Below are 23,279 nucleotides of genomic sequence, written 5' to 3'. Positions count from 1 at the left end.
ACCGTTTTATCGTATTGGACAGTGCTGCTTTTGGTTTGTTTTTATTAAAATCAAAATGTCAGGCACTCCTTAATAGAACTTGACATTTTCCCTCTGAGCAGCCCAAAGAGGGCACGGGCGGTGCAGCGCAGCCGGGGAGGGTCGGCGTTATGAGTTTTAGGGGTTAACCCTGCATCTGGCCGATACGCTCGAGCAAATGGGGGTACTCGCCGGACAAGCGCATCTGTAATTCCTGGCGGGCCCTGAAATAATGGGACCTGACTGTGGCAGGGTTAATTTGTAAAAGCTCCGAAATTTCTGTAAGCGCATACCCATCTACCGCATTCATCATGAATACTTGTTTTTGAATGGGCTTCAACTGCTGAATTGCCTTTAATATTTCATCTGCGGAGATTTGGGAAACCATATCGTGATAGTCTTCAATGCCATAATCAGAAAAATGGTCGATTGAAACCCTGAATTCGTTGTATTTTCGCATCTTACGGTAATAGCTGATTGCGGTGTGTACGAGGATCGTCCGGAGCCACGCCTTAAACGAGTGCTCGGGATTATATTTGTCCAGGTGATTGAATACTTTTAAAAATCCTTCATTGAGCACCTCTTCTGCTTCCTGGGCCGAGGCAGTATACCTCAGACAAATGCTTTTGCCATAACTGAAATACTTTTTGAACAGCTCCCGTTGGGCGGACCGATTTCCCTGGATGCAGGCATCGATGACAGACCCTAAATTATTCGGGTCAAAAATGATCCTAAGCAGCAGACGATGCATAAGTCGGATAGTTTTGTTGCTTGTTTACTGACTCTCTGAATTTTCTGAAATCTTGTTATTCCTGATGATTGCATCAGGCAAATAAAGGACCGCTCTTAGCTGGCAGGGACGTTTTTCCCCTTTGCAAAATGGCTCACCAAAGCCACGGCTGCAAGCGCACCTACGATCCAGGGCCCATTGCTGGCCAATTCCGCCGCCATCGAAGTGATCAGGTTGGGTCTGCTGGTCACTCGTTCAATTACCCACCCGCTTGCGGCAGTTCCGGCCAGGACGGCTCCGGTTACCCGTACCAGGGCGTACATGTTGGTGCGGCTGAGGAGCATCAGCCAGGGGAAAACAACGGCTATGACCAGCAGCTGCATCAGTTCGATGCCCAGGTTGAAACCCAGTATGCTCATTCCAAGCTGGAAGGAACCCAGGCTCAGATCAACAAGTGTCCCTGCGAATGCCATGCCGTGGACCAGCCCGAACCCGGCAGCTATAAAAGTTTCTCTGGATGGGAAAACAGGTCTTATGGCGTGGGCCGCTGATATTAAAATGGACAATGCAATCAGCACTTCCACGATTTGTCCCGGAAAGCGGAACCAACCCAGCGCGCCGACAACGAGGGTGGCCGAGTGCCCGAGCGTGAATGCCGTCACTATTTTCAACAGCCGTGCCAGGCTGTAACGCACACCACCATACGCAGTCCACCGCCTGGCATTGGATAGCAGGGGAGCCACCAGCAAAAGTACCAGCAGAAATAGCAAATGGTCGGTTCCCTCTGCGATATGGTGCATGCCCAGGACCATCATTTGTTTGAAGCCCCGCCACACGCCGCCGTCGCCAAGGTTGACCTTGAACGGATGGATGACATTATTACGGATATCCCAGTCGATCACGCCCAGGCGTACCGGCTCACTTGCAAAGACCCCGCCCTCCCAGTCCTGACGGACAGATACCAGGGCAAAATGCGTGGCCACCTGATGCAGGATCACGTCATAGTTCATCACAAACTCCCGCGTGCTCCTGCCTTCCGGCGGCGTAAGCATGAGGCTGGCGATCAGCTCGTAATACGGCCCGCTCGGGCTCTGCTGAACCTTTTGCACCTGCAAATGGCTTAACTCCACGCGCCAAGCCACGCCATCGTCGCTGACAGGGCGGACATGGCTTAAAAGATACTGTGACAGTTCCGGCCCAAGCCGCTCAACGAGGCCCTGCGGATTTCTGTTGACATCGTGGCCAAACGCCAGTTCCAGCTCATTTAAGGGGAGCTGCAATTCCATACGCGCCTGTTTGGATTGAATATCGAGCAATACCACCGAATTAGGCATCGGGTGGGCAAGGCCCTTTACCAGGAGCGCGCAGATCAGAAAGATTGAAAGCGTCAGCCGCGCAAAAAGGCGGCTGACAAAAATAGGATGAACCATGGAACTTGGTTTATAGTCCGTTATAGTCGCGCGTATGATCGCGGTACACAGCGTGGTAGTGGATTTCATTCTGATAAACGACCCCGGATTGACACACGAACTCAATCCATACGCTCGGTCCATCGATTCGGACATAGTCGGCATTGTTGGTCAGTGTCGCATTTCCTGAATAAGAAATGTAGGTACCCGCCAACTCATTTTCATACAGTTTCAGATTGGCCGTACCGGTAGCATCGTCCACATCATTGGTCCAGGGCTTCATCGCAGCCAGAACCAGAAGCTTTTGGGCGTCACTCAATGTGCTGACGGCAACACCCAGCTTGGTGGTCGGGAATTGGCCGTCCTTATTGGGCCCGAGGGACACATCACTGAAAGTGGTGGACAATTTAGCCGATGCCAGTTGTGCGGTTGTCAGTGAAGCCAGCATGGCGGCCATCGCATCATGTTCCAATGCCATGGGCGCATAGGTGGTAGTGCCTGATGTCCAGGTTTTGGGCTCGATACCCTGGTGAGAGGGGGTGGCGCTTGCCACGGCCCCAGCATTGTAGGTGATATTCTGGGCATAGTGGTGACCGCCAAACTGAAGCATCCAGGTCCCTGTTACACTTGGCGTCCCTAAAAAGGCGATGATATATTCCCCGGACGAGTAGGTGCTCCCGGCCTTGGTCCCCAGCACATCGTCTGCTGCGTTGATCTGCGAGAATTCATCATAACCATCGTTGGCCGTTGTTCCGGAGGCCGCAGCTATGACGGCTTTGGCAGCTGCCAGCTGCGCTGCGGTCAAGGTACTGAATTCAAGCCCGTTTCGGATGCTTACACCTCCGGGCAAGTTGGACCACTTGATCGCGTTGGCCTTTGTAAAGTCAAGTTGGACGGTGGCCAGCTGCGTAGCCGTAAGCGTTGCCTTGAACGCTTCAACGGCGCAGACGACCTTAGCTACAGTGGTGGTGGCGCTACTGCAATCAACCGTACTGGTCGACGATGCTGAAACGGTCAGGGCCATCGTACAGCTGATGCTGCCAAAGGTGATTGCAAAACTGGCCGTTCCTGCGGAGGTAGGAGTCCCGGCAATGGTAAAAGCCAGGTTGCCGGCACCACTTGCCAATGTGCCTGCCTGCAAGGTTGCTGTAAGTCCTGTCACCCCGGTAGACGAAACGGCGCTGCCTGCACTGTAAGCCACAGCGTTTCCTCCCGTGTAAGGGACCGTAGCTGTTCCGCTGTACGCTGTCCCGTTAATAGCAGCGGTGGAGAAGGTAGCAGCGCTGCATGTAAGGGCTGTTATGGTGGCATCCTCGGAGGTGACCTGTTCGTCGTCCTTATTACATGCGCCAAGGAGCGATAAAAGAAGCGACAAAATGATCATTGAGTAACGGCTTGTTAGTTTCATACACTTCGTGGTTTTGTTTAAATAGGAACCGATTGTGAGTTGATTTCAATGGGCTTAACGCGCATTCCCGGCAGGTCCGAAAAAAATAGTGGCGAATTTGCCGAATGTTGTGGCGAATCAGGATTTGAAGATGCTTTTGAAATGCTCTTCATAGCTGGTGCCGACGGGGATCTCTTCGTCGGCGATCTGGATCATTTTATTGCGAAAGCTGCTTACTTTCTGTAATGATACGATGTAGGAGCGGTGCACGCGGACAAAGTCAGGTTCGGGCAGCTTTTCCATCATCGCTTTCATGGTAAGTCTTACGACCACAGGCTTCTGACCTACAAGATGAATCTTAAGATAATTGTCGAGCCCTTCTATAAAGAGGATCTCATTGACAGCAATCGGGACTAATCCATAATCAACCCTAAAGTAAAGCACTGGTGAGACTGGCGCGGATAGCTGTCTGGCTGCTTTATAGAGTTCCAATGCCTTGTTTGCAGCCCGAAGGAATCTGTCCTGCGAAAAAGGCTTTAAAAGGTAGTCGACCGCGTTAAGTTCATAACTCTCCACGGCATATTCGGCGTAGGCGGTCGTAAAGATGACCATAGCCGGATGCGGGATATTTTTAAAAAAATCGATCCCGGAAACGACCGGCATGTTGATATCCAGAAAAATAAGGTCGACCGGGTTTTCTTCCAGGTACTGACGCGCCTGACCGGTTTTGGTAAAGGTCTTTTGCAGGTCAATAAAATCTGTCCTGCCACAAAAGGCCCCAAGGATTTCCAGCGCGGGCCTCTCATCGTCAATGGCTATGGCTTTGATCATGACAGTTGAAGGGACAGGGTTACCTGAAAATAATCTGGCCTATTTTCGATTGTTAATCTGTGCTTTTGAGGATAAAGACGTGCAAGGCGCTCCCGGGAATTGGAAACTCCGATCCCCAAAGAATTTTCTTTATTGTTGATTTCGACCTTGTTGTTGCGTACCAGCAGCTCAACCGCTGCTTCCGACATCGAAATGCGGATATCTATTTGAGAATCTTCCTCGGGATTTACGCCATGCTTGAAAGCGTTTTCTATAAATGCAAACAGCAGAAGGGGCGCAATCCTGCTGTCGCCGGGTGCCCCGGACAATTCAAAATGGATCTGAACCGAATCCCTGAGCCGTGAAGCCTGCAAATCCAGGTAATTGGATATATAATCCAGTTCTTTGGACAGCTGCACCTGGTTTTCCCTGGCATCCTTCAGCAGGTACCGCATGAATTCGGATAGCTTCACGATACTGTCGGGCGCTTTATCGCTTCCTGTGACAGAAAGCGCGTAGATACTGTTGAGCGTGTTAAAGAGAAAATGCGGATGAATCTGCGCTTTCAGGTTGGCCAGCTCGGCCTCGGCCCTATCCCGCTCGGACTGGAGAAAACGCCGGTTGACCTGTAATAAAATAGAAAAAAGGATGACCACGCAAAATAGGTAAATGTGGTGGCGCACCTCCATGATGAAGGGGCTTTGCGGTTTTCTGGGCATCCCGTCCGGCATCATCTGACTGGCCGGGGAGGGGCCCCGGGTATTCGCTGTAAAATCCTCGCCTGTCAGCAAGGAAGGCAGGATAATGATCAGCACAAAGCTGATTGCCACCACAATGAAATAGCTGAGGTACTTTTCCCTGAAGTAGATCCTGGGGATTACCAGGTAATAATTCATGTAAAAAAACAAGAGCATCAATACATTCGCGATCAGGTCACGTACAGTCGGGCGGTTAAAGAAAGCGCCGGTTTCCTCGGGCGGGCGTGGTGAGATCACCAGCGGAAGGAACACAAAGGCCAGGCAACCAATGGTATGATAGATGTATGTCCTGATCTGATTTTTCACGGTTCCTATTTTAAATAAAAGGTAAAAGCAAGTTTAGCAAAAAACGGGCTACCCGCCGTAAAATGAATTTCCTCGACAGGCTGAGCTTCGTTTTTAAGCCTGCTTTTGGTGGCAAATTGGGTTTCCTTCCACTTTGTATTAAAAATATTCGTCACAGAGAGCCCCACATTATATCTTTTTTGACTGTAATTAATGAGCGCATCTGCTATGAAATAGCCTTTTGCTACGATGCTGTAATCCTCGTTGGCAGGGCGGTCGGCCATATAGCGGTACCGGAGCGAGCCGTTCCAGCCTGCTGGTTTTTTGAAGGTAAGTCCTCCGGAAGAAGTGAAAACCGGCGCCAAAGGGATGTAATCGTTTCCTTTCTCTTCATCGATGGAGCGGGGTTTGGCCAGGTTCACGTCGGTATCTACAAAAAGGTACTTTGAGATTTGATACCGGGCTGTCAGGTCAATCCCCTTTCTGCGTGTCCTCCCGCTGGCCTCTACCACCCCTTCGTCGCCCACATAGACAAATTCCTGTTTGAGCCGTAAATACCAGGCAGCGATATTGAGAAATAACCTGGGTGCGGGTTTCCAGTTCAGTCCAAGGTCTGTTCCGTACGCCGGCGGCAGGATATCTCGGCCCCGTTCAGCAACTACTACTCTTGTATCATTCGAATGAAAACCTTTGCCGGCATTGACATACAACTGTAAGTTATTGAACGGTGTATAATACAGGTTGACTTTTGGAGATAATATTCCTGCCTTTGCTTTACTGCTTGTTGAAGTCAGCAGATCCTGATAGCGGTTAAAAAACTGATCATAACGAAGGCTTGCATTCAGGCTCAGGTTGTGTTTTAATGTAACCGTCTCACTGACATATACGCCCAGGTTGGTTTCATTGATATTGCCCAGCATTATCCTGCTGTTTGTTACTGACCGGTTTACAGTCCTGGAAAGTTCTGAACTGTCGGTCAGGTCCTGCCGGTAGGTCACGCCGAAAGACGTTTCTGTGGGCATGCTGCCCAGATAACCTGCCCTTGTGTAACTTCCGTTGTAGCCCAGGATATCCCGTTTCTCTTTTTGTCTGATCTGGTCCCCGTTAATGGAATCCACGAGAAAGAATGTGAAGTTGGAATACAGCGTAAAGTCGTAATGCGAGTAGTACAACTGGTTTTTGATCAAACCGCCGTTTTTTAACTGGGTCGTTAATTTCACGCTTGCGTTTGTCCTGGAAGTTTCGCCCCCTTCCCGGTCATCGATAGCCCCAAAGTGCGAGATCAGCCCGGATGCTACGGCACGGTCGGGAATCTGCCCTGAATGGTTCCATTTGGAGTAAAAGTGGGATACGGAAACATTCAGATCGTTACTTTCTCCTATCTTCCTGTTGTATCTGGCGATACCATTGATGCGTTTAAAATGTTGCGGCGAATCAAAATAGCTGTTGCTGAAACTATACTCGCCTGCCACATAGGCCGACTCCCCCCGCTGCTTTTTCTGGTCGGATAACAAATCAAATCCTCCCGTTCCCCGGTAGGTATCAAACTGCCCGGCCTCCACTTTGAGAAAACTTCTGTCGAGCACATCCCTGGTCTGAAAGTCTACCCAGCCGGCTGTGGCGAAATTCCCTTTTTCAGCGGAGTAGGGCCCCTTTTTAAAACTTACATTTTCAATCAGTTCGGGTATGATAAAATGCAGATCGGCATATCCCTGGCCGTGGGCATGCGAGACCAGGTTCACCGGTATGCCATCGGCACTGATACTGATGTCGGTACCATGATCAATGTCAAAACCCCGTAGGAATATCTGTTCTGCTTTGCCGCCGCCTGCATGCTGACCGATAAATAGCCCCGGCACCATTCTGAGCACCTCCTGGGAATTATTCACCGGACGGAGCCGGATATCGATCGCGCTGATCAGCTGCTGACTGTGCGCGTTGGGTGCCTGCACTTTAAGTTCAGAAAGCTCAATAGCGCCGGTCCGGAGATGAAAATCCAGAGAGGTGGTTTCTGTATCGGAAATTTTGAAGGACTTTGTTTCTTTCTCAAAGCCCAAAGCAAAAGCACTTGCCTGGTAGCTGCCGGCATCTATACTTTTGATCTTAAAGGCCCCCTCTTCGTCGGTTACAGCGAACAGGGTGGTCCCGGCGATCTGGACCGTGGCCGAGGCAAGCGGCTTTTTTGTCGTTAAATCGTAAACATGACCTTTAAGTGTGCCCTGGTGCGCCAGCACAAAGTGGCCTGTAATGCAAAAGAGCAAAAATGGCAGTTTAGCCGATAAAGTCATAAAATCCCAGTCATTTCCCTATGCAAATTTAGGCAATGACAGCGCGTCGCCGTGAGAATAGTGACTAATCAGTCGAATGTTGTGGTTAAACCGCTTTAAACCCCGGGGCGTGACTGAAAAATAGGGCAAAAAATAGCCTATCCGATATCATATCGCTGCTAACTTCTTGCACCTGTGATTACCACTATCAGATTCCTATGAAGGCTGTCTTATTCCCGTTTCCGCTAAGTACTCTTCAAAAACCGAGTCCTGCACAACGGTCGTGCCACAGCTCTGCGATATAGAGACAGACTCTGTTAATCTTCACGGGCGAATGTTGTAAAGTAGCCTTCGCAGGTTTCGATGACCAGCGTATCAGGTGAAGGCTGTGAAATTTTCATTTCCGGGCAAGCTACACACAGCGAGGAAGCGCAGATGGGGTCTAGCTCGGCCGGTTTAGCAGGCGTGGGCTTGAAAAGGTTTCCATTTAAATAATACTGTGCCGGAAGGCAGCAGGGGACGTATCCGTTTTCGTTCAGAAGCACGCCATCATACCGAAATTCGTAAACCCAGGAATTTTGTTCTGGTACTTGTTGTGTAGTCGTCGAATCGCCACGAACTTGATGGTATTCGACTGCTCGCCATTTCCCTACAATCGAAGCGATCTCCTCCAATGGAATTAGATTATTTTCTTTCTTGCACCCTGTAAATGCAAGTATAAATAAGATGAATAGTAATAACCTGGTCATAGCTTTTTTCTGTTAAAAAATGAAGACACATATTTGGCCACTCGCGTTGTAACGAAAAGTGACAATTTGGTCGTCAAGCCGGATAACAATCTTACTTCTATTTTAAATATCGGTTCATGGATAAATCAAACGGCTACGAAGAAAACGCGGCTGCCTTCATCAGCAGGCGCGGAACGGGTACCAATGGCATCGGTACATCTTCTGTTCGGCTTTGGGCAAAAGCATTGCCTTCCAATGCAGCTGTGCTTGACCTTGGATGCGGAACAGGCTTACCTATTTCCAAAGTATTGATGGATGAAGGTTTGGCTGTATATGGGATGGATGCATCGCCTTCCATGGTTCAAATCTTCCGGCAGAACTTCCCCGATAATCCCGTTGCCTGTGAGGCCGCGGAAGATTCTTCATTTTTTAATCGCCAATTTGATGGTATTCTTGCCTGGGGACTACTATTTCTTCTAACAGAAAAAACACAGGAAATTGTGCTGCAAAAAACAGCAAATGCCTTGCATACCGGTGGAAAGCTCTTGTTTACGGCTCCATCTCAACAAGTGAATTGGAAGGATGCGATTACTTCCGTTGAATCGAGATCGCTTGGAGCGGAGAATTACAAAGAATTACTTTCTGCATCAGGACTTTCTGTTATGGAAGAATTTGAAGATGAGGGGGGAAATCATTATTATCATGCTGTCAAGCTGTAAAGCCTAGTTCTCCCACAACATGCTTCTGCGAATTTTTTATCTGTCGCTGGTGTCCTACCTGCTGGTCTCGCCCTGTGCGAAGTCGCAGATCCGCATGGATAGTGTCGAAGCCATTGTGCAAGCTTACTCCTGCCGGTATGACTTCCACACAAACAACTTTCCTGAGCAATGTTATTCCGAATCGCGCAGATGGCTACCTGTGGTCGCAGGATCATTTCCAGCGCGCACTGGCTTATCGTGTCTTGCGGCCCAGTGTCGCTTTTCTATCGACAGTGCTCGATCTGGCGAAATGGGATGCTGTGCTGAACACCAATCAAATCCTGACCGAAGCCAGCAGCTCATCCAGTTGGTTAAGCGTCGTAGCGGTGCCGTTTTCGAAACCTCCTCCTTCAACGAACATTTTAACCGTGGCTTCGTCGGTAAAGGTAATCAGCGTATCGACCTTCGATCTGTTGCTGCCAACGGACGAGAATTTGATATCCCGGTATGATTTAGGCGCATCAACACCTGTATTGCCGTTTTCATCAGAAAACATGCCTGTTGTTGAATAGGAGATGCCATTTTCTATTGCGGTAAATTCATATTGGGTCCAGTGTTTCTGGCCGTCCGGGCCAACCATGGCATATAGCCATACTCCGCCGACGGTAAAATTCATGATCCTGGTTTCCACCTTCCACGGTTTGGGTGCGAACCATTTTTCAAGCAGGTCAGCATCTGTGAAGGCTCTCCATACCTTTTCGACCGGCGCGTTAAATTCGCGGACAATGTGAATCGTTTTAGCAGCAAGGTCTGATTCGAATACAAAATGGTTTGTCATAGTCTATCTGGTTTAGAGGTCTTTTAATACGTCATCCAGCTGATTATAGCTGTCTTCCCACATCTGGCGAAAGCGCTCCAGCCAGATATCAATCTCTTTCATTTTCCTGGGGTTAAAGTGATAGTAGATTTCCCTGCCGGTCTTTTTCTGCACCAGTACTTCACATTCGGTTAGTATCTGGATGTGCTTCGAAATGGTCTGTCGAGCACTGTCAAAATGCTCCGCAATTGCATTAGGTGTCATAGCCCCCGCTACTACCAGACCCAAAATCGCCCTGCGGGTAGGATCCGCGATGGCCTGGAAAACGTCTCGTCTCATATTATGCGCAGTTGATTGGCTGCAAATATAAATGCAGTCGATCAACTGCGCAAATTTTTTACTTAAAATCTTGCACTTAACGCGAAATGAGGAGTCTCTTTCGATCCACAGCCGATTTCAGCAAAAAAAACCAGGTTCCTTTCCGGCCCGGACAGGTAAAGGAGTAAGCTGGCACGTTGGCAAGGCATTTGTCTTCGCTTGCTGTGAACCTGGTTTTTACCCTTATGGGGAGTATGCCCGGCGATCACGTTTTTATCATCCGTTTTGCCATCACCTCTGGCACCGAAATCACCGTATCCAACTTACTTGGCCGCTTATATTAGCAGCATCCTTTGTGGATACGTTCAATACAATCCACTGTTTTCAATGTATACCTGAGATTCTTCCTTTTTCAGAGGTGATCACGACATTTTCAGGCGAATTTGGCTTCCGTGCCGTTTTTGCAACCTCCTGTATCTCCGTAAGCCGTTAAGAAATAATAATTTACAAAGAGATTGTGGCTGCAAGTAAAAGGAATTCCGTTCGCGCTTTGCTCACTAACTTCTTCGTTCTTTTCAACTTTTTCTTTTAAAATCCAAGGTTCATTATGCGATTAAAAACTTCTACGCTTCTCTATTTATTCGTCATCCTATCCCTGCTCACCATTTCACACGCGCGGGCCCAGTATGCGGTACCGCATACGTTTTCCAGGCAAAATGCAGGCGATGGGATCAAACACGCAAACACCAATTTTGAATTCTTCAAAAACAAGTCCGGACTACCTGGATTAACCAGGCCTTCGGGTCGCATGAACCGTCTCGCGGCAATAAATGGGAAAAAGTCGGCGACAAAAGACTCGGTACAGAACTGGTTGAAGAAGGCGATTATCGCCAGGAAGAGAAGAACCCCGAAAGCCCAATCACTTTCATCGGGTGCAAGAACATCCGCAACAGCGGACGTGCCGCCGATCCTGTATGTCAATTATAAGGCGACCGGATCGGGAGATGGCAGCAGCTGGGACAATGCATTCAACGAACTGGCAGATGCACTTTTTTTCGCCAAAGAAAAGACTGGGATCGAGCAGATCTGGGTTGCCAATGGAGTTTATTATCCGCTTTACGATCACCGCTATTTGAGTGAGGGGGATGATTACAATTTTCGGGACAATGTATTTATGATGCTACCTGACGTCAAAATATATGGCGGCTTTAAAGGAACCGAAACATCGGTTGCTGAGCGAAATCTGAAAATTACTCCCAGTTCCTTTGGAGAGGGTGAAGAAGATTACGCTACTGTTTTGAGCGGAGATGTTTTCGACCCCGAAGATGAAGGTAACAACACTAACAATGCATATCACGTGGTGCTTTCGGCAGGGGCAGTAGGCAGTGCCAGTCTGGACGGTTTTACCATTGTTGATGGATATGCGGATGGCACAGACGCAATCACCGTAAATGGCCAGGAAATTTCGAGAGGTTACGGTGCCGGAATTGCCGCTGTTAACTCGTCCCCTTCCTTCAGCAATCTCTTTTTTTTATTTAACCAAGCGAATTCAGGTAGTGCCATTTACGGATCTGAATCCAATTTTATATTGACCAATGCATTGTTCGGGTCTAATTATTCGAACGATTACGGTACCATATATCTTGACAAATCTTCACCAGTCATCACCAACGCGACCCTTACGCGCAATACCGCAGGAAATAGCGGAGGCGGGATTGCTTTTAACGGAGCCGGTACTGCCGCTCAGATCAGGAACACCATTGTCTACGAAAATCAAGCGAATGATGATCCGGACATTTTCATTGACGCGGATGCTTCCGCATCATTTGCATACAGCATCATCGGAGGAAGTGGCGGAAGTGCCGCCTGGAATCCTGATTTCGGAACAGACCAGGGTCATAACCTGGATGAAGAGCCATTCTTTCAGTTCAGTCTGCCTTCTTTGCAGCCCATCAGCCACGGCATTAACGCGGGCAACAATCTGTACTTTCAGGCGGGGCAGACGCCTGATTTGTCAGCGTTAGTAACGGATCAGAGAGGTGTGCCAAGGTTTACCGGGGGCACAGTAGACATTGGTGCACTGGAAAGCCTATACGGAACCCTGGCTTCCGACCTGACCCCCAATGAGGATGGGATACTGTTTGTTAAGAAAAATGGCTCTGGTACCATGACCGGGGACAGCTGGGAAAATGCCGCCGCCGAAGTCGCCGATGCACTTTATGCCGCTGCTATTGACATCAATGTTGATCAAATATGGGTTTCAGGCGGGAAATATACTCCGCTTTATCGTCCCGATGATTTGTCCAAAGTTGCGAATGGTCAATACAATACTTTTCTGATGGTCGATGGCGTGAGCTTATTTGGCGGTTTTGCCGGAGATGAAGAGACGCTAGACGAACGCGACCTGAGTCTATCAGCCAATGCGAGTACTTTAAGCGGAGACTTCAACGGGGACGATGATTTCAACTTTGACGAATTTGTTGCCAACCACGATTTCGATTTGAAATATAATGACAATGCCTACCGCGTGGTTACTATAGTCGGGCTGCAGAATTTTAGCTCAGTGTTAAACGGTTTCACCATAGAGGACGGCAATAACAAAGATGGAAATCTGAGAAATTCGATTTCCATCAATGAAATAGATGTGCCCTTTGATTACGGCTCAGGAATCATTGCAGTGGAGTCTTTTCTCCTGATAGAAAACGTCGTACTCAAAAACAACATTGGTTTTAGCGGCGGTGGTATGGCATTGCTCGCATCTCCGCTGTTTGTATCAAATTCTCTTTTTTACAATAATATTGATACGGAAGCTGGCAGTGGAATAGCAGTGATCCCATCCTATGGTGCTTCTTTGAACTTATTTAATACCACGGTCACAAGGAATTTGTCCCTGGGAAGCGGACCGGCGGTGGGCATTAAAGAAGGCCAAGTACTTCTGTTCAATAGCATCCTCTACGACAATCGCTTGTCGGATAACAGCCCGGATGAAAATGGGGATGATCCTGAGCCCGATTTCAAAGCGGAGCTTACATATGGCGGAATTGTGGCCAGCATTATTGGAGGCAGCGGAGGAAGCTATAACTGGAAGCTCTACAGTGATGATAACGAAATAGAAGACGGTGGCGGCAACCTGGATGAAGACCCGGGATTTACCAATAGCAGTACCAATGATTTTTCGCTGATACCATGTAGCCCGGCAATCGATGCAGGTAATGATTTTTATTATCAAGTAGGGTTGCTTTCCCTGCAAGACGCGGCTGGTAACCCAAGGATCGTTAACGACATGGTGGACATTGGCGCTTTGGAATTTCAGGGTGTTCGCCCGCCAAGTGCGACTGCATTGGCAGGGAATGGACAAGAAAGTTCTTTTGTCTTCGAAAATAACCAGCCTCATACTTTCACCGTTGATGGAGATGAATGTGAATCCGACCTTCTGACGCTGAGACCGGAAGTTCTGAGTGGTTCGGTCACTGCCAAAGTTTGGGTCGATGACCAGGTGAATTCATTCAGCGATGCATTTTACCTGCAAAGGCACTATGACATTGCCCCGTCCGAACATGCCGAAGAATCACTTGGGCGCGTAGTGTTGTACTTTACCCAGGCGGAATTTGATGCATTGAACCTGAAATTATCGGAGACGGCCTATTTGCCTACAGGAGATCCGGACGGTGAGGAAGACAGGATAGCCAACCTAAGGATTTACCAATTTCATGGACCAAGTTCCAACGGAAGCGGAACTCCGGCATCTTATGCAGGTTCCCGTAAAGTGATCGACCCCGAGGACGAGGGTATCGTATGGAATGCTGGTATGAACCGCTGGGAAGTGAGTTTCAATGTAGATGGGTTCAGCGGCTTTTTTGGCGGCACCGCCAGCCAGAACCCTCTGCCTGTTCGCCTGGTGAGCTTTGAAGGAAAAAGCACCGATAGTCGACAAACCAGGCTCGATTGGGAGGTCGTGGAGCAGGAAGGCATAAAAATGTATCATGTCGAGTACAGCCAAAATGTAAAAGCATTTAACAAAATCGGGCAGATAGCTGCCAATACCTTGGCAAACACCTCTTACAGCTTTACGGACTCCCTTACCCACTCAGGTGACCATGCTTATTATCGTTTAAAAGTTATTGAGCTGGACGGAAAAACAGCTTATAGCCAAATCATTTCAGTTAACCTGTCTGGGACGGACGCAATGCTCGCTTATCCTGTTCCTGCTAAAAATGAACTCTGGATCGACTGGAAAAAGACCGATGCGACGTTTGTGGATTTTGTTGGATCAAACGGCAGGATTTTAAAGACCGTTAAAAGATCATCCGCTTCCCAAAAAGTAGATATATCGGCATTGCCAGCGGGGATATTGCTATTGAAAGCTGGGGGAAATCATGTTTTTAGAGTGATTAAAGAATAAATCCCGAACTTTTTGACGAGGGCCTGTAGACCTGCGAAGGGGCGTAATCCTCTTCGCAGGAATCCATCACGAGGCTTATAAAGGCAACAGTCAGGGGCGATTCCGGGTGCTTTTTCTGAAGCAGCCGACAAGTAGATAACCCTGGGCCTGGTATTTGATTTTTCAATAAACCAAACAACCGAATGTCCTTAGCGATTACCCTGATTGGTATTCTGGCATTGATTGCGCTTATTTCCTTCGTCCGCCTAAATACTTTCCTGGCGTTTCTCGCTGTAACCTTAGGCGTGGGCCTGGCGCTGGGGCTACCGGTCCTCACCATTGTTGATTCTATCCAAAAGGGGATAGGGGGCACATTGGGTTCCATTACTGCCATTATTGCGTTGGGTGCCATGCTTGGCAAACTGGTGGCCCAAAGCGGTGCTGCTGAGCGCATCGCTTTTAAATTGATGGAATTCGTCGGCACGTCCAATGCACGATGGGCATTCATGCTGACAGGTTTTATCGTCGGTTTGCCTTTGTTCTATTCGGTCGCGTTCATGTTGCTGACCCCGGTAGTGATCACCGTGGCATATCGCTATAAATTGCCGGCCTTGTACATTGGTCTGCCTATGCTGGCCTCTCTCTCCGTTACTCAGGGATTCCTGCCTCCCCATCCCGCACCTCTGGCGATTCTGAAACAGTTCGATGCCTCTATGGGTACCACGCTTTTTTACGGAATACTGATTGCCATTCCTACCATATTAGTAGCTGGGGCACTGTTTGGGTCGACATTGAAAAAGTATACCAACCTCCCCAATCCAGCCTTTGTTGCACCCGATATGGATTTTGAGCAGGCACCATCCGCATTTACGAGCTTTTTTACGCTCTTATTTCCACTCATTTTAATTGGAATGAGCACAGTGATCAGTCCGTTTTTACCGGCAGAGTCATGGATCAGAAAAACTTTGGTCTTTACAGGAGAACCGATCATCAGCATGTTTCTGGCGGTCATCCTGGCAACTTTTACACTAGGTTTGAGGCAGGGGAAATCTATGCAGGAAGTAACCAATCTGTTGACTGACGCCATCAAGGATGTGGCGATGCTTTTCCTGATCTTTGGTGGAGCAGGTGCTTTTAAGCAGGTTTTGACGGACGGCGGAGTGAACCAATCCATCGCAGATATGATGGGACATTCGACGATGCATCCCTATGTACTCGGCTGGGGTATGGCGGCACTGATCCGGGTTTCTGTGGGCTCTTCAACTGTATCCGGCATAACTACTGCGGGTTTCATGAGCCCGTTGCTTATTTCAACAGGGGTCGACGCCAATCTTATGGTACTAAGCATCGGCGCAGGCAGTATGATGTTTTCCCACGTCAACGATACAGGCTTCTGGCTTTTCCGGGAATATTTTAATTTTTCAATGAAAGATACCCTGAGAACCTGGTCTATCATGGAAACATTGGTTTCCGTTATGGGATTAGCGGGCGTGATGGCACTCCATTGGTTTCTGACTTACTGCCAGCGCTAGTGCAGCCACCAATGGTGGGCATGGAATTTGCGATATTGCTCTGTTATCTAAAAATGAACAATATGACTACTGAAAAAGCCATTTTGGCAGGGGGGTGCTTTTGGGGAGTAGAAGAACTGATCAGGCACCAGCCAGGCGTGATTTCAACCGTAGTGGGATACACGGGTGGTGATGTGCCCAATGCGACATACCGGAACCATGGCACGCATGCGGAGGGTATAGAGATCGTCTTCGATCCATCGAGATTAACTTATCGCGCGCTGCTTGAATATTTCTTCCAGATCCATGACCCAACAACAAGGAACCGGCAAGGAAACGACATAGGAACTTCTTACCGTTCCGCTATTTTTTACCTGGACGAAACTCAGCATGAGACGGCCAACAAGCTGATTGCCGAGATGGAAGCCTCGGGCATCTGGCCAGGCAAGATTGTTACCGAGGTTGTTCCGGCAACGGACTTTTGGAATGCCGAAGCCGAACACCAGGATTATCTGCAAAAACATCCTGGCGGCTACACTTGCCATTTTGAAAGGCCCAGTTGGAAACTGAGCTAATATAAAACGGCCTTGAAATGCAGATTTCAAGGCCGTTTTATATTTCTATCCATGATGACCTTACCTAGAAAAACGGTTACCCCGCCCAAGCGCCGGATTTGTATAATTTGGCGTCAGACCTCTCCTCACGTGTCCCTGTTTTCATCCCGCTTCCAAAGAACAGGCGTTCAGCTATGTTTCGCTGACGAGCGCATAAGATAGAGGCAGGCCCCGTTAAACCAGAACAACGGCATTATCGCTCTTCATGGCAGTTGGGCCTTTGCCAAATCGTTTTTTAAACGCCCTGCTGAAATGGGAAGAATTTTCGAAGCCGCTTTCAAAAGCCGCTTCGCTCACCGTCTTATGTCTGTTACAGATCAGGTGCATGGCATGTTGCAGCCGTTTTTCCAACAGCCACCTGCCTGGGGTGGTATGAAATAGCTTTTCAAAATCCCTCTTGAAAGCCGATAAGCTGCGGTTACTTAGTTCCGCATATTCGTCCAGTTTCAGGTTATAGCAAAAATTGTCTTCCATCACTCCCTTTAGTAACATTTCCTTTGGCTGATGTAATAGAGAGCAGAAATAAGAGAGAAGCTGTGTGTTGACGGCATTATCGGCGATGTTGAGCACCAGTTCCTTGAATTTCAGTTCAAGCAGCGAAGGGTCGGGGGCCTGTGTTTCTGCAAAATAGGTCGACATCGAGAGAAAAAAACCTTTCAGCGTACCGTTTGATTCCAGCAACATGACAGGTTCATGCCGGTCCTCGTACTTGAGTAGAGGTGTTGTTTTCGAATGCAGGGTATCACAGATAAAATCATCGGGGATAAAGAACAGCATGACACAAAAGCCGGTATCCATCAATTGTTCCAGGATAAATCCTCCTTTTCTGACAAAGACACAACTATCTTTTTGGATGTGATAGCAATTTTTTGCGGTATGCCAGATCTTTTCGCCGTCAATTACATAAAAAAGGTAGTTGTACTGTGTCCACAAATCTGCAAAGCGGGTTTTCATCAGACGAGCTTCCATGGGACAATTGAAAGCCGTAATGAGTGATTTGCCGCAATTAAACTGTCGATAATATTGGGGATGCTGTAAGACGCGCTCAAAAAAGTTGACCATATCCGATCCGGTTTATCTGGTAAGACCAAGTAGACAATAAATGGTGAAATTAAATGAATGGGTGACCTTTTAAGTCAGAATATTGAACTTTTGAGTCATCGGCAAGCCTGGATCAGCGACTAATATTGTAAAATATTTTTTACGTTAAAACTGAAAGGCAAATGAATCCAAACAAAGCATTGTGGGAAAAGGGTGATTTTACAAGAATTGCGGAAACCATGCGGGACAGCGGTTCCGCGCTGGTGGCAGAATTGGGCATTACCAAAGGGCTGCATGTTCTCGATCTGGGCTGTGGTGATGGGACCACCGCAATTCCCGAAGCCAGGCTTGGCGCAAACGTCCTGGGAGTTGACATAGCAAGGAACCTCGTGGAGGCAGGAAATGCCCGGGCGAAAGCGGAGGGGCTTACGAACTGCACATTCCGTGAAGGCGACGCAACGGACCTGCACGATATCAATGACCAGACATTTGATCTTGTCGTCAGTATTTTCGGAGCTATGTTTGCGCCAAAGCCATTTGACGTGGCGAAAGAGATGTTCCGGGTTACACGGTCAGGCGGAAGGATTGTCATGGGAAACTGGATACCGGGAGACCCGACATTGGTAGCCCAGATTTTGAAGGTAAGTTCGGCCTATACGCCCGCGCCGCCGGAGGGGTTCATCAGTCCCATGTTGTGGGGTGTGGAAAGCCAGGTTAAGGAGCGTTTTGTGCAGGCCGGGGCTTCAGAGGAAAATGTTTCGTTCTCCAGAGAGACTTTCAGATTTGAAGCGCCCTATCCATCGGCGGAGCTGGTGGATACATTCAAAAACTACTACGGTCCCACGATGAACGCATTTGAAACGGCCGAAAAAAACGGGAAGGATGCTGATTTGCAGCGGGAATTGGAAATTTTATTTGATAATCAAAACCAAAGTGCCGATAAGAGCAATACCTCTATCGCCGCCACATTCCTAAAAGTGACGGTAGTACGTTAATCAGAGGATGGCCCGAAGTACCTATCCGGATGCTACCAAATACGCAGCCCGATCTTGACACCTACCTTGTTGAATCCCGCATCCACTTTTTGTTGCGGTAAGTTAAGATGGGAGACTTTGGAGTTATAAATATTACCCAATCCGGCAGCCCCAAAAGCTTCCAGGAATGCACCAAACCGCTCTTTTTGGATTTCAATACCTATACCGCCCGACAAGAACAGTACTGTTTTTTGCAATTCGTCCAGATTATCGTTCTTAGTGAAGGTGGAGTGATTTTCGTACTGATAGGAGAGCGGGATCTGTAATTCCGGGCCGAACCTGAAATAGGGACGTAATTTCTTTGGGTTGGTGTTTGGAAGGTGCAGCTTGATGCCCAGGAACGCATTTAAGCCATTTATAGTAAAATCCTCCAATACAGAGCCGGAGGGGCCGACTGTGGAGTAGTAGCTTGTTTTAAAGTATTCGATCCCGGCCAGGAATTCTGCCAGGTTCTTATGATCAGTGTAAGATAGGGCGATTCCGCCGGAGGCCATCCAGCCTGTTGCCATATCCTTTTTGATATCAGCAATCGTGTATTTGGGCATCACAGCGGCAATGCTGCCAACGATTTGGGGTTTGAACCAGCTTAGTTTCTGGCATTTCTTTGCTTCGTCCATTCCGTTGCTTACTTCTGCGTCGAGTGCCGCATGATCACAAGTTTTGAGCGACTTCATTTGCTCATATATTCTGAGTGTCTTGGGGCATTCGCCTGTTTTTTTGAGGTCCCCGATCTCGTTCCGATAAACGACCAGCAGGCTGTCGCTTTTCGCAAAAACGTTGATGGAGTCTCTCAAGCTGCTGTTGGCTTTGAGTAATCCAGGCCCATTGGGGCAGCCTTGCAGGAACGAAATCGTTTCTCTCCAAAGCTGCCTCGCTCTGGCCACGTTACAACTGGCAAGTTCTCTCCGGACCAATGTAATCCCTTTTGAAAAGCTCTCAAGTCCATCGCAATTTGTGCCGCGAGGCTTAGGAGGCGCCGGTAAGGTAGCTATATAGCCGGCATATTCATTTTGAATGCAGCCTTTCATTTCCCCCCGAATCTCGATCGGGAGGTCTTCCGTCCAGGAAATCAGGCTCGTGTAGGCGCTCCTGACCGTTTCGGCGTTTGTCTTATTCTGTTTGAGAATATCGATCTTCTGTCGGGTGCTTTTGAATTCCCTCAGCCTTGTGATCAGGAAATCGTATGTTTTGATGGTAGATTTGTTTGTTTCGACGTAGCGTATCAGCAGATCCATGTCGCATAGCTTAGCAATGTCCGACAGAGACGTTTTTCCGTCCAGGCCGCTTGTCAATTCTTTGATCCTCGTCTCAATCTCGGGAATATCAATGTTACGGATGTTCCGGTAGGTTTCAAGCGCCTTCGCTTCTTCGTAGGCAGACAGGTTTTTATGGGCACTACCTAAATGCCTGCTTCCCCATTTTGTTAATTCCTCTGTAATCCTCAATCCTTCTATATATTGTTCTCTGAGAATGTTGTTTCTGTTTCCTCCAAGGGTTTTGGCATTGTTGAAATCATTTTTTGCACCTGCTGTATCCAGTTTGCTCAACTTTTCACGTCCGCGGTAGGCGAATTCGAAGCCGGTAATGACGCGTTGCTGCGCCGTTAATTCGGTGACATTTCCTTTGTTGATCTGGTTGAGGCAATCCTCGATTTTGTCTTCAAAAAACCGCAGCGTCCCGATGTTTCTTAATTTCCGGTACTCCTTGAATTTGTCGAGCGCTTCGGCATACTGATCCTTTTTATAGAGCCGTTCTCCGTCCTTTACAATTTCGTTGATTACGTTCATCTGCCTAGTCCTCAGCATGAAGCTGGAATCTTTGGGGTAAGACTTATACAATGCCAGTGCTTCGTTGAACTTTCCAGCATCGAGCTTTTCCTCCGCAATCATCCAGACTGAGTAAAGCTCTTTTTTGGGGAATTGTTCTTGAGACCAGGCTATTGCGTTGCTTAAACACAGCAATAGGAAAGTCAGGTAAAGATTTAATCGCATTTCAATGGAACTGTTTGAGTGAGTGAGGCTGCGTATCGGTAATAATTGTTTGGGATATGGCTCAATTCTTTGGCATTGGCATTTTTAAAATCCTGGCATTTTTCGTCCGCTGTTTTCCTGAATTCGGCTGCAAGTTGCTGTAACCGGGGATCTTTCGGATTTGCCTTGAAAGCGTTTTTGAAATTCTGATTGGCTACATCATACTGCTCGTCTTCAACGGCTTTCAGGCCCTTGTTTAAAAAGTTGTCAAAGGCTTTTGAATCCGGATCAGAAGGTGTAACTGCCATTTCTTTTGCAGGCTTTATGGATGCATCCTTTTGGCTTTCGGGTAAGTTGACCTGGGGCAGGGGTTGTTCGTCCTTCTCAGGCTCCTTAGCCGGGCTCCCTGCCTGAACCTGGGTTGCCGAGTCTCTCGGGGGTAGGAAATCATCGTCGGAAACAACTACCGTAGGCTCTGCCCGCATGGAGTCAAAACCGGAATGATTGTATACCCAGTTTGCAATTGGATTAGAAATGATAGGACCGTTCGAGAAAAAACTCCAGATCATTAGCCCAAGAAACAGAAAAAGGGCGGGGTAGATCCACTTGGGAAACCTGGTGGCTTGATCAAGGAATTTGAAAAGCAGGATCGCGGCAATTCCCACCACCCAGAGTGCCGACAGACCAAACATCCCGATCAGGACCAGGCAAAGGATTAAAAAAAGGGATACCGGTATAGCGGGAGAGACAGGTTGGTTTCGTCTGTGGGACCTTCTGACCGGTTCAAATTCAGGCAGGCTGGTTTCTGCCTTTCCAATGTTTTCGCTCATAATCGTTGAATCTTATTCCTTTGATGTAGCCTGTTTACCCGGTAATTTATTCCGCCATATTGGATTAGAATCTTGAATTTCCTTAAAAATCTTCTGTAAAACTATTTTCTTCCCTCGCAATCACAGCGAAGGTTCCAGCTTAAATGAAACAAGGCTACCTTTTCAGATAGCCTTGTCCACTGTTCACACGATTCATTTTCAGCGCGCACTCGCCGAAAAACAGTTTTGGGAGCAACTAATGCTTCAGGCTCATGCCGCCGTCCATGATCATTTCGGCACCTGTGATGAAGCTGGAAGCGTCACTGCTTCCAAAGATCACGACACGCATGCTCTCCCGCGAACTGAGGGAAATGGAGGCCAACCAGCTCATTCAGCGGACCGTAGTGCCTACCACTCCAGTAACGGTGGAATATACTGCCACAGATTATTGCCGGTCATTCGGCGACATTATTCTTGAGATGATCAAATGGGGCAATGAGCATAAGGAAAGGATCATGGAGTTCCGGCATGAAAATTGAGGCCGCGGCTAAAACTTCATCGGTATGGCAAAGGCTAGGCGTCATAGCAGGAAAAAGAACAGACTGGGCGTTAAGAATTCATTGGTCAACAATATCAATGCCCGCAAGAAAAAAGGCACTTCCCGCCCCAAGAGCAAGAAAACAGTAAGCAAGAAGTCGTACTCACGAATGAAGAACGATTGGGGCGGGAAGAAGAAGTAGTCGCTACGAGACGACGTTAACAGGCTCTCCCTTTACGAAACTTACCAGGTTGTCGGCCACCATTTGCAGCAATCGTTTCCGCGCCTCGAAAGTGGCCCAAGCTACATGTGGCGTGACAACGCAATTGGGAGCGGCAAGCAGCGGGTTATCGGGCCTTGGCGGTTCTACAGACAAAACGTCCAGCCCTGCACCGGCAATCGTCCCGTTTGCCAGTGCTTCGGCGAGGTCTGCTTCCCGGATCAGCGGCCCACGACCCGTATTAAGCAAAATGGCATTGGACTTCATCCTGGAAAGCGTGTTTTTATTGATCATTTCGCGGGTATCGTCGGTCAGCGGGCAATGCAGGCTGAGGACGTCGCTTTTTTCAAATATTTCGTCCAGCGTTACCATTTTCACTTCGTCCGCTTCGGCGGGATGTTTCCGGTAGGCAATGACTTGCATTCCAAATGCCTGCGCTATTTTGGCAACCTGCGAGCCGATGTCGCCCAACCCGATAAGGCCCATCGTTTTCCCTGCCAATTCGGTCAGCGGGGTTTTCCAGTAACAAAAATCCTGCGATGCTGCCCAATCGCCCGCAAAAACACTTTGGCTATGCGTTTCGGCACGGTTGACCAATGATAAAAGCAACGCGAAAGTCTGCTGTGCTACTGACGCGGGTCCATAGGCTTTCACGTTGGTCACGATAACATGATTTTTTCGGGCGGCTGCGATGTCGATGTTGTTGAATCCCGTAGCCATTACACCAATGTATTTCAGTTTGGGAAGCTGGTTTAATGTGGCTTCGGACAAAACCACTTTGTTTACCAAAAGAACTTCTGCGTCGCCGGCCCGTTCTACAATTTCGTCAGCATTCGATCTGTCGTAAATTTTTACATTGCCAAGTCTGTGGATGGGCTCCCAGTCAAGATCGCCAGGATTTAAAGTATAGCCGTCGAGGATTGTGATGTTCATAAA

The 23,279-nt window shown here is 48.3% G+C and carries 20 protein-coding genes; 7 read left to right on the top strand and 13 right to left on the bottom strand.

Annotated features, from left to right (window positions below):
- Positions 1–163 precede the first annotated feature (163 nt).
- From AC1XUF_RS14760 to AC1XUF_RS14730, 7 genes are all read right to left on the bottom strand, one after another.
- The gene (locus AC1XUF_RS14760) at positions 164–769 is read right to left on the bottom strand and encodes an RNA polymerase sigma factor (protein ID WP_483342566.1); all 606 of its coding nucleotides are present in this window, start codon (positions 767–769) and stop codon (positions 164–166) included.
- A 95-nt stretch (positions 770–864) separates the two neighbouring features.
- Positions 865–2,178 carry a HupE/UreJ family protein gene (locus AC1XUF_RS14755; protein WP_483342565.1) on the bottom strand — a complete coding sequence of 438 codons (1,314 nt, stop codon included), beginning with the start codon at positions 2,176–2,178 and terminating at the stop codon, positions 865–867.
- A gap of 10 nt (positions 2,179–2,188) precedes the next feature.
- The gene (locus AC1XUF_RS14750) at positions 2,189–3,565 is read right to left on the bottom strand and encodes a DUF3500 domain-containing protein (protein ID WP_483342564.1); all 1,377 of its coding nucleotides are present in this window, start codon (positions 3,563–3,565) and stop codon (positions 2,189–2,191) included.
- A 117-nt stretch (positions 3,566–3,682) separates the two neighbouring features.
- A complete protein-coding gene (locus AC1XUF_RS14745; protein ID WP_483342563.1) occupies positions 3,683–4,375 on the bottom strand; it encodes a LytR/AlgR family response regulator transcription factor in 693 nt (230 codons plus the stop codon).
- Positions 4,372–5,418, bottom strand: coding sequence for a sensor histidine kinase (locus AC1XUF_RS14740; protein ID WP_483342562.1), 1,047 nt, complete (start codon positions 5,416–5,418; stop codon positions 4,372–4,374). Before AC1XUF_RS14740 ends, AC1XUF_RS14745 begins: the two co-directional genes overlap by 4 nt.
- A gap of 5 nt (positions 5,419–5,423) precedes the next feature.
- Entirely contained in the window at positions 5,424–7,685 is a 2,262-nt protein-coding gene (locus tag AC1XUF_RS14735; protein WP_483342561.1) for a TonB-dependent receptor, read from the bottom strand.
- A gap of 296 nt (positions 7,686–7,981) precedes the next feature.
- A complete protein-coding gene (locus AC1XUF_RS14730; RefSeq protein ID WP_483342560.1) occupies positions 7,982–8,413 on the bottom strand; it encodes a hypothetical protein in 432 nt (143 codons plus the stop codon).
- A 116-nt stretch (positions 8,414–8,529) separates the two neighbouring features.
- Here AC1XUF_RS14730 and AC1XUF_RS14725 point away from each other — a divergent pair, with 116 nt between their 5' ends.
- A complete protein-coding gene (locus AC1XUF_RS14725; RefSeq protein ID WP_483342559.1) occupies positions 8,530–9,111 on the top strand; it encodes a class I SAM-dependent methyltransferase in 582 nt (193 codons plus the stop codon).
- Positions 9,112–9,424: 313 nt separating this feature from the next.
- Here AC1XUF_RS14725 and AC1XUF_RS14720 read toward each other — a convergent pair whose 3' ends face one another.
- Entirely contained in the window at positions 9,425–9,928 is a 504-nt protein-coding gene (locus AC1XUF_RS14720; RefSeq protein ID WP_483342558.1) for an SRPBCC family protein, read from the bottom strand.
- Positions 9,929–9,940: 12 nt separating this feature from the next.
- Positions 9,941–10,246 (bottom strand): ArsR/SmtB family transcription factor, encoded by a 306-nt coding sequence (locus tag AC1XUF_RS14715; protein WP_483342557.1) that lies wholly within the window; start codon positions 10,244–10,246, stop codon positions 9,941–9,943.
- 586 nt (positions 10,247–10,832) lie between these two features.
- Between AC1XUF_RS14715 and AC1XUF_RS14710 the strand changes: the two genes are divergently transcribed.
- From AC1XUF_RS14710 to msrA, 3 genes are all read left to right on the top strand, one after another.
- On the top strand, positions 10,833–14,627 hold the full coding sequence (locus AC1XUF_RS14710) for a choice-of-anchor Q domain-containing protein (RefSeq protein ID WP_483342556.1): 3,795 nt from the start codon (positions 10,833–10,835) through the stop codon (positions 14,625–14,627).
- Between the two features lie 182 nt (positions 14,628–14,809).
- Complete coding sequence (locus tag AC1XUF_RS14705) at positions 14,810–16,138, top strand: gluconate:H+ symporter (protein ID WP_483342555.1); 1,329 nt, start codon at positions 14,810–14,812, stop codon at positions 16,136–16,138.
- 62 nt (positions 16,139–16,200) lie between these two features.
- Positions 16,201–16,692 (top strand): peptide-methionine (S)-S-oxide reductase MsrA, encoded by a 492-nt coding sequence (gene msrA / locus AC1XUF_RS14700; protein WP_483342554.1) that lies wholly within the window; start codon positions 16,201–16,203, stop codon positions 16,690–16,692.
- 213 nt (positions 16,693–16,905) lie between these two features.
- Here msrA and AC1XUF_RS14695 read toward each other — a convergent pair whose 3' ends face one another.
- Complete coding sequence (locus AC1XUF_RS14695) at positions 16,906–17,793, bottom strand: helix-turn-helix domain-containing protein (protein ID WP_483342553.1); 888 nt, start codon at positions 17,791–17,793, stop codon at positions 16,906–16,908.
- A gap of 161 nt (positions 17,794–17,954) precedes the next feature.
- Here AC1XUF_RS14695 and AC1XUF_RS14690 point away from each other — a divergent pair, with 161 nt between their 5' ends.
- Positions 17,955–18,767: a class I SAM-dependent methyltransferase gene (locus tag AC1XUF_RS14690; RefSeq protein WP_483342552.1), complete on the top strand. Its 813-nt coding sequence runs from the start codon at positions 17,955–17,957 to the stop codon at positions 18,765–18,767.
- Positions 18,768–18,799: 32 nt separating this feature from the next.
- Here AC1XUF_RS14690 and AC1XUF_RS14685 read toward each other — a convergent pair whose 3' ends face one another.
- Both AC1XUF_RS14685 and AC1XUF_RS14680 read right to left on the bottom strand, forming a co-directional pair.
- Positions 18,800–20,797, bottom strand: coding sequence for a hypothetical protein (locus AC1XUF_RS14685; protein WP_483342551.1), 1,998 nt, complete (start codon positions 20,795–20,797; stop codon positions 18,800–18,802).
- The gene (locus AC1XUF_RS14680; RefSeq protein WP_483342550.1) at positions 20,788–21,606 is read right to left on the bottom strand and encodes a hypothetical protein; all 819 of its coding nucleotides are present in this window, start codon (positions 21,604–21,606) and stop codon (positions 20,788–20,790) included. The genes AC1XUF_RS14685 and AC1XUF_RS14680 overlap by 10 nt, the downstream gene beginning before the upstream one ends.
- A gap of 251 nt (positions 21,607–21,857) precedes the next feature.
- On the opposite strand from AC1XUF_RS14680, the gene AC1XUF_RS14675 reads away from it, so the two are divergent.
- Both AC1XUF_RS14675 and AC1XUF_RS14670 read left to right on the top strand, forming a co-directional pair.
- Positions 21,858–22,124 carry a winged helix-turn-helix transcriptional regulator gene (locus AC1XUF_RS14675; protein WP_483342549.1) on the top strand — a complete coding sequence of 89 codons (267 nt, stop codon included), beginning with the start codon at positions 21,858–21,860 and terminating at the stop codon, positions 22,122–22,124.
- Between the two features lie 24 nt (positions 22,125–22,148).
- Positions 22,149–22,325, top strand: coding sequence for a hypothetical protein (locus AC1XUF_RS14670; RefSeq protein ID WP_483342548.1), 177 nt, complete (start codon positions 22,149–22,151; stop codon positions 22,323–22,325).
- Between the two features lie 3 nt (positions 22,326–22,328).
- Here AC1XUF_RS14670 and AC1XUF_RS14665 read toward each other — a convergent pair whose 3' ends face one another.
- The gene (locus tag AC1XUF_RS14665; RefSeq protein ID WP_483342547.1) at positions 22,329–23,276 is read right to left on the bottom strand and encodes a D-2-hydroxyacid dehydrogenase; all 948 of its coding nucleotides are present in this window, start codon (positions 23,274–23,276) and stop codon (positions 22,329–22,331) included.
- Positions 23,277–23,279 lie beyond the last annotated feature (3 nt).

The organism is Dyadobacter sp. HNCC25DJ185 (assembly GCF_056895195.1).
This window is presented reverse-complemented; position numbering and strand designations above follow the sequence as displayed.

Coding starts and splice junctions, on each gene's coding strand:
- AC1XUF_RS14745 (WP_483342563.1), bottom strand. CDS start 4,375: ATGATCAAAGCCATAGCCATTGACGATGAGAGGCCCGCGCTGGAAATC.
- AC1XUF_RS14710 (WP_483342556.1), top strand. CDS start 10,833: ATGCGATTAAAAACTTCTACGCTTCTCTATTTATTCGTCATCCTATCC.
- AC1XUF_RS14725 (WP_483342559.1), top strand. CDS start 8,530: ATGGATAAATCAAACGGCTACGAAGAAAACGCGGCTGCCTTCATCAGC.
- msrA (WP_483342554.1), top strand. CDS start 16,201: ATGACTACTGAAAAAGCCATTTTGGCAGGGGGGTGCTTTTGGGGAGTA.
- AC1XUF_RS14665 (WP_483342547.1), bottom strand. CDS start 23,276: ATGAACATCACAATCCTCGACGGCTATACTTTAAATCCTGGCGATCTT.
- AC1XUF_RS14715 (WP_483342557.1), bottom strand. CDS start 10,246: ATGAGACGAGACGTTTTCCAGGCCATCGCGGATCCTACCCGCAGGGCG.
- AC1XUF_RS14695 (WP_483342553.1), bottom strand. CDS start 17,793: ATGGTCAACTTTTTTGAGCGCGTCTTACAGCATCCCCAATATTATCGA.
- AC1XUF_RS14730 (WP_483342560.1), bottom strand. CDS start 8,413: ATGACCAGGTTATTACTATTCATCTTATTTATACTTGCATTTACAGGG.
- AC1XUF_RS14690 (WP_483342552.1), top strand. CDS start 17,955: ATGAATCCAAACAAAGCATTGTGGGAAAAGGGTGATTTTACAAGAATT.
- AC1XUF_RS14755 (WP_483342565.1), bottom strand. CDS start 2,178: ATGGTTCATCCTATTTTTGTCAGCCGCCTTTTTGCGCGGCTGACGCTT.
- AC1XUF_RS14735 (WP_483342561.1), bottom strand. CDS start 7,685: ATGACTTTATCGGCTAAACTGCCATTTTTGCTCTTTTGCATTACAGGC.
- AC1XUF_RS14670 (WP_483342548.1), top strand. CDS start 22,149: ATGGCAAAGGCTAGGCGTCATAGCAGGAAAAAGAACAGACTGGGCGTT.
- AC1XUF_RS14680 (WP_483342550.1), bottom strand. CDS start 21,606: ATGAGCGAAAACATTGGAAAGGCAGAAACCAGCCTGCCTGAATTTGAA.
- AC1XUF_RS14705 (WP_483342555.1), top strand. CDS start 14,810: ATGTCCTTAGCGATTACCCTGATTGGTATTCTGGCATTGATTGCGCTT.
- AC1XUF_RS14720 (WP_483342558.1), bottom strand. CDS start 9,928: ATGACAAACCATTTTGTATTCGAATCAGACCTTGCTGCTAAAACGATT.
- AC1XUF_RS14675 (WP_483342549.1), top strand. CDS start 21,858: ATGCCGCCGTCCATGATCATTTCGGCACCTGTGATGAAGCTGGAAGCG.
- AC1XUF_RS14750 (WP_483342564.1), bottom strand. CDS start 3,565: ATGAAACTAACAAGCCGTTACTCAATGATCATTTTGTCGCTTCTTTTA.
- AC1XUF_RS14760 (WP_483342566.1), bottom strand. CDS start 769: ATGCATCGTCTGCTGCTTAGGATCATTTTTGACCCGAATAATTTAGGG.
- AC1XUF_RS14685 (WP_483342551.1), bottom strand. CDS start 20,797: ATGCGATTAAATCTTTACCTGACTTTCCTATTGCTGTGTTTAAGCAAC.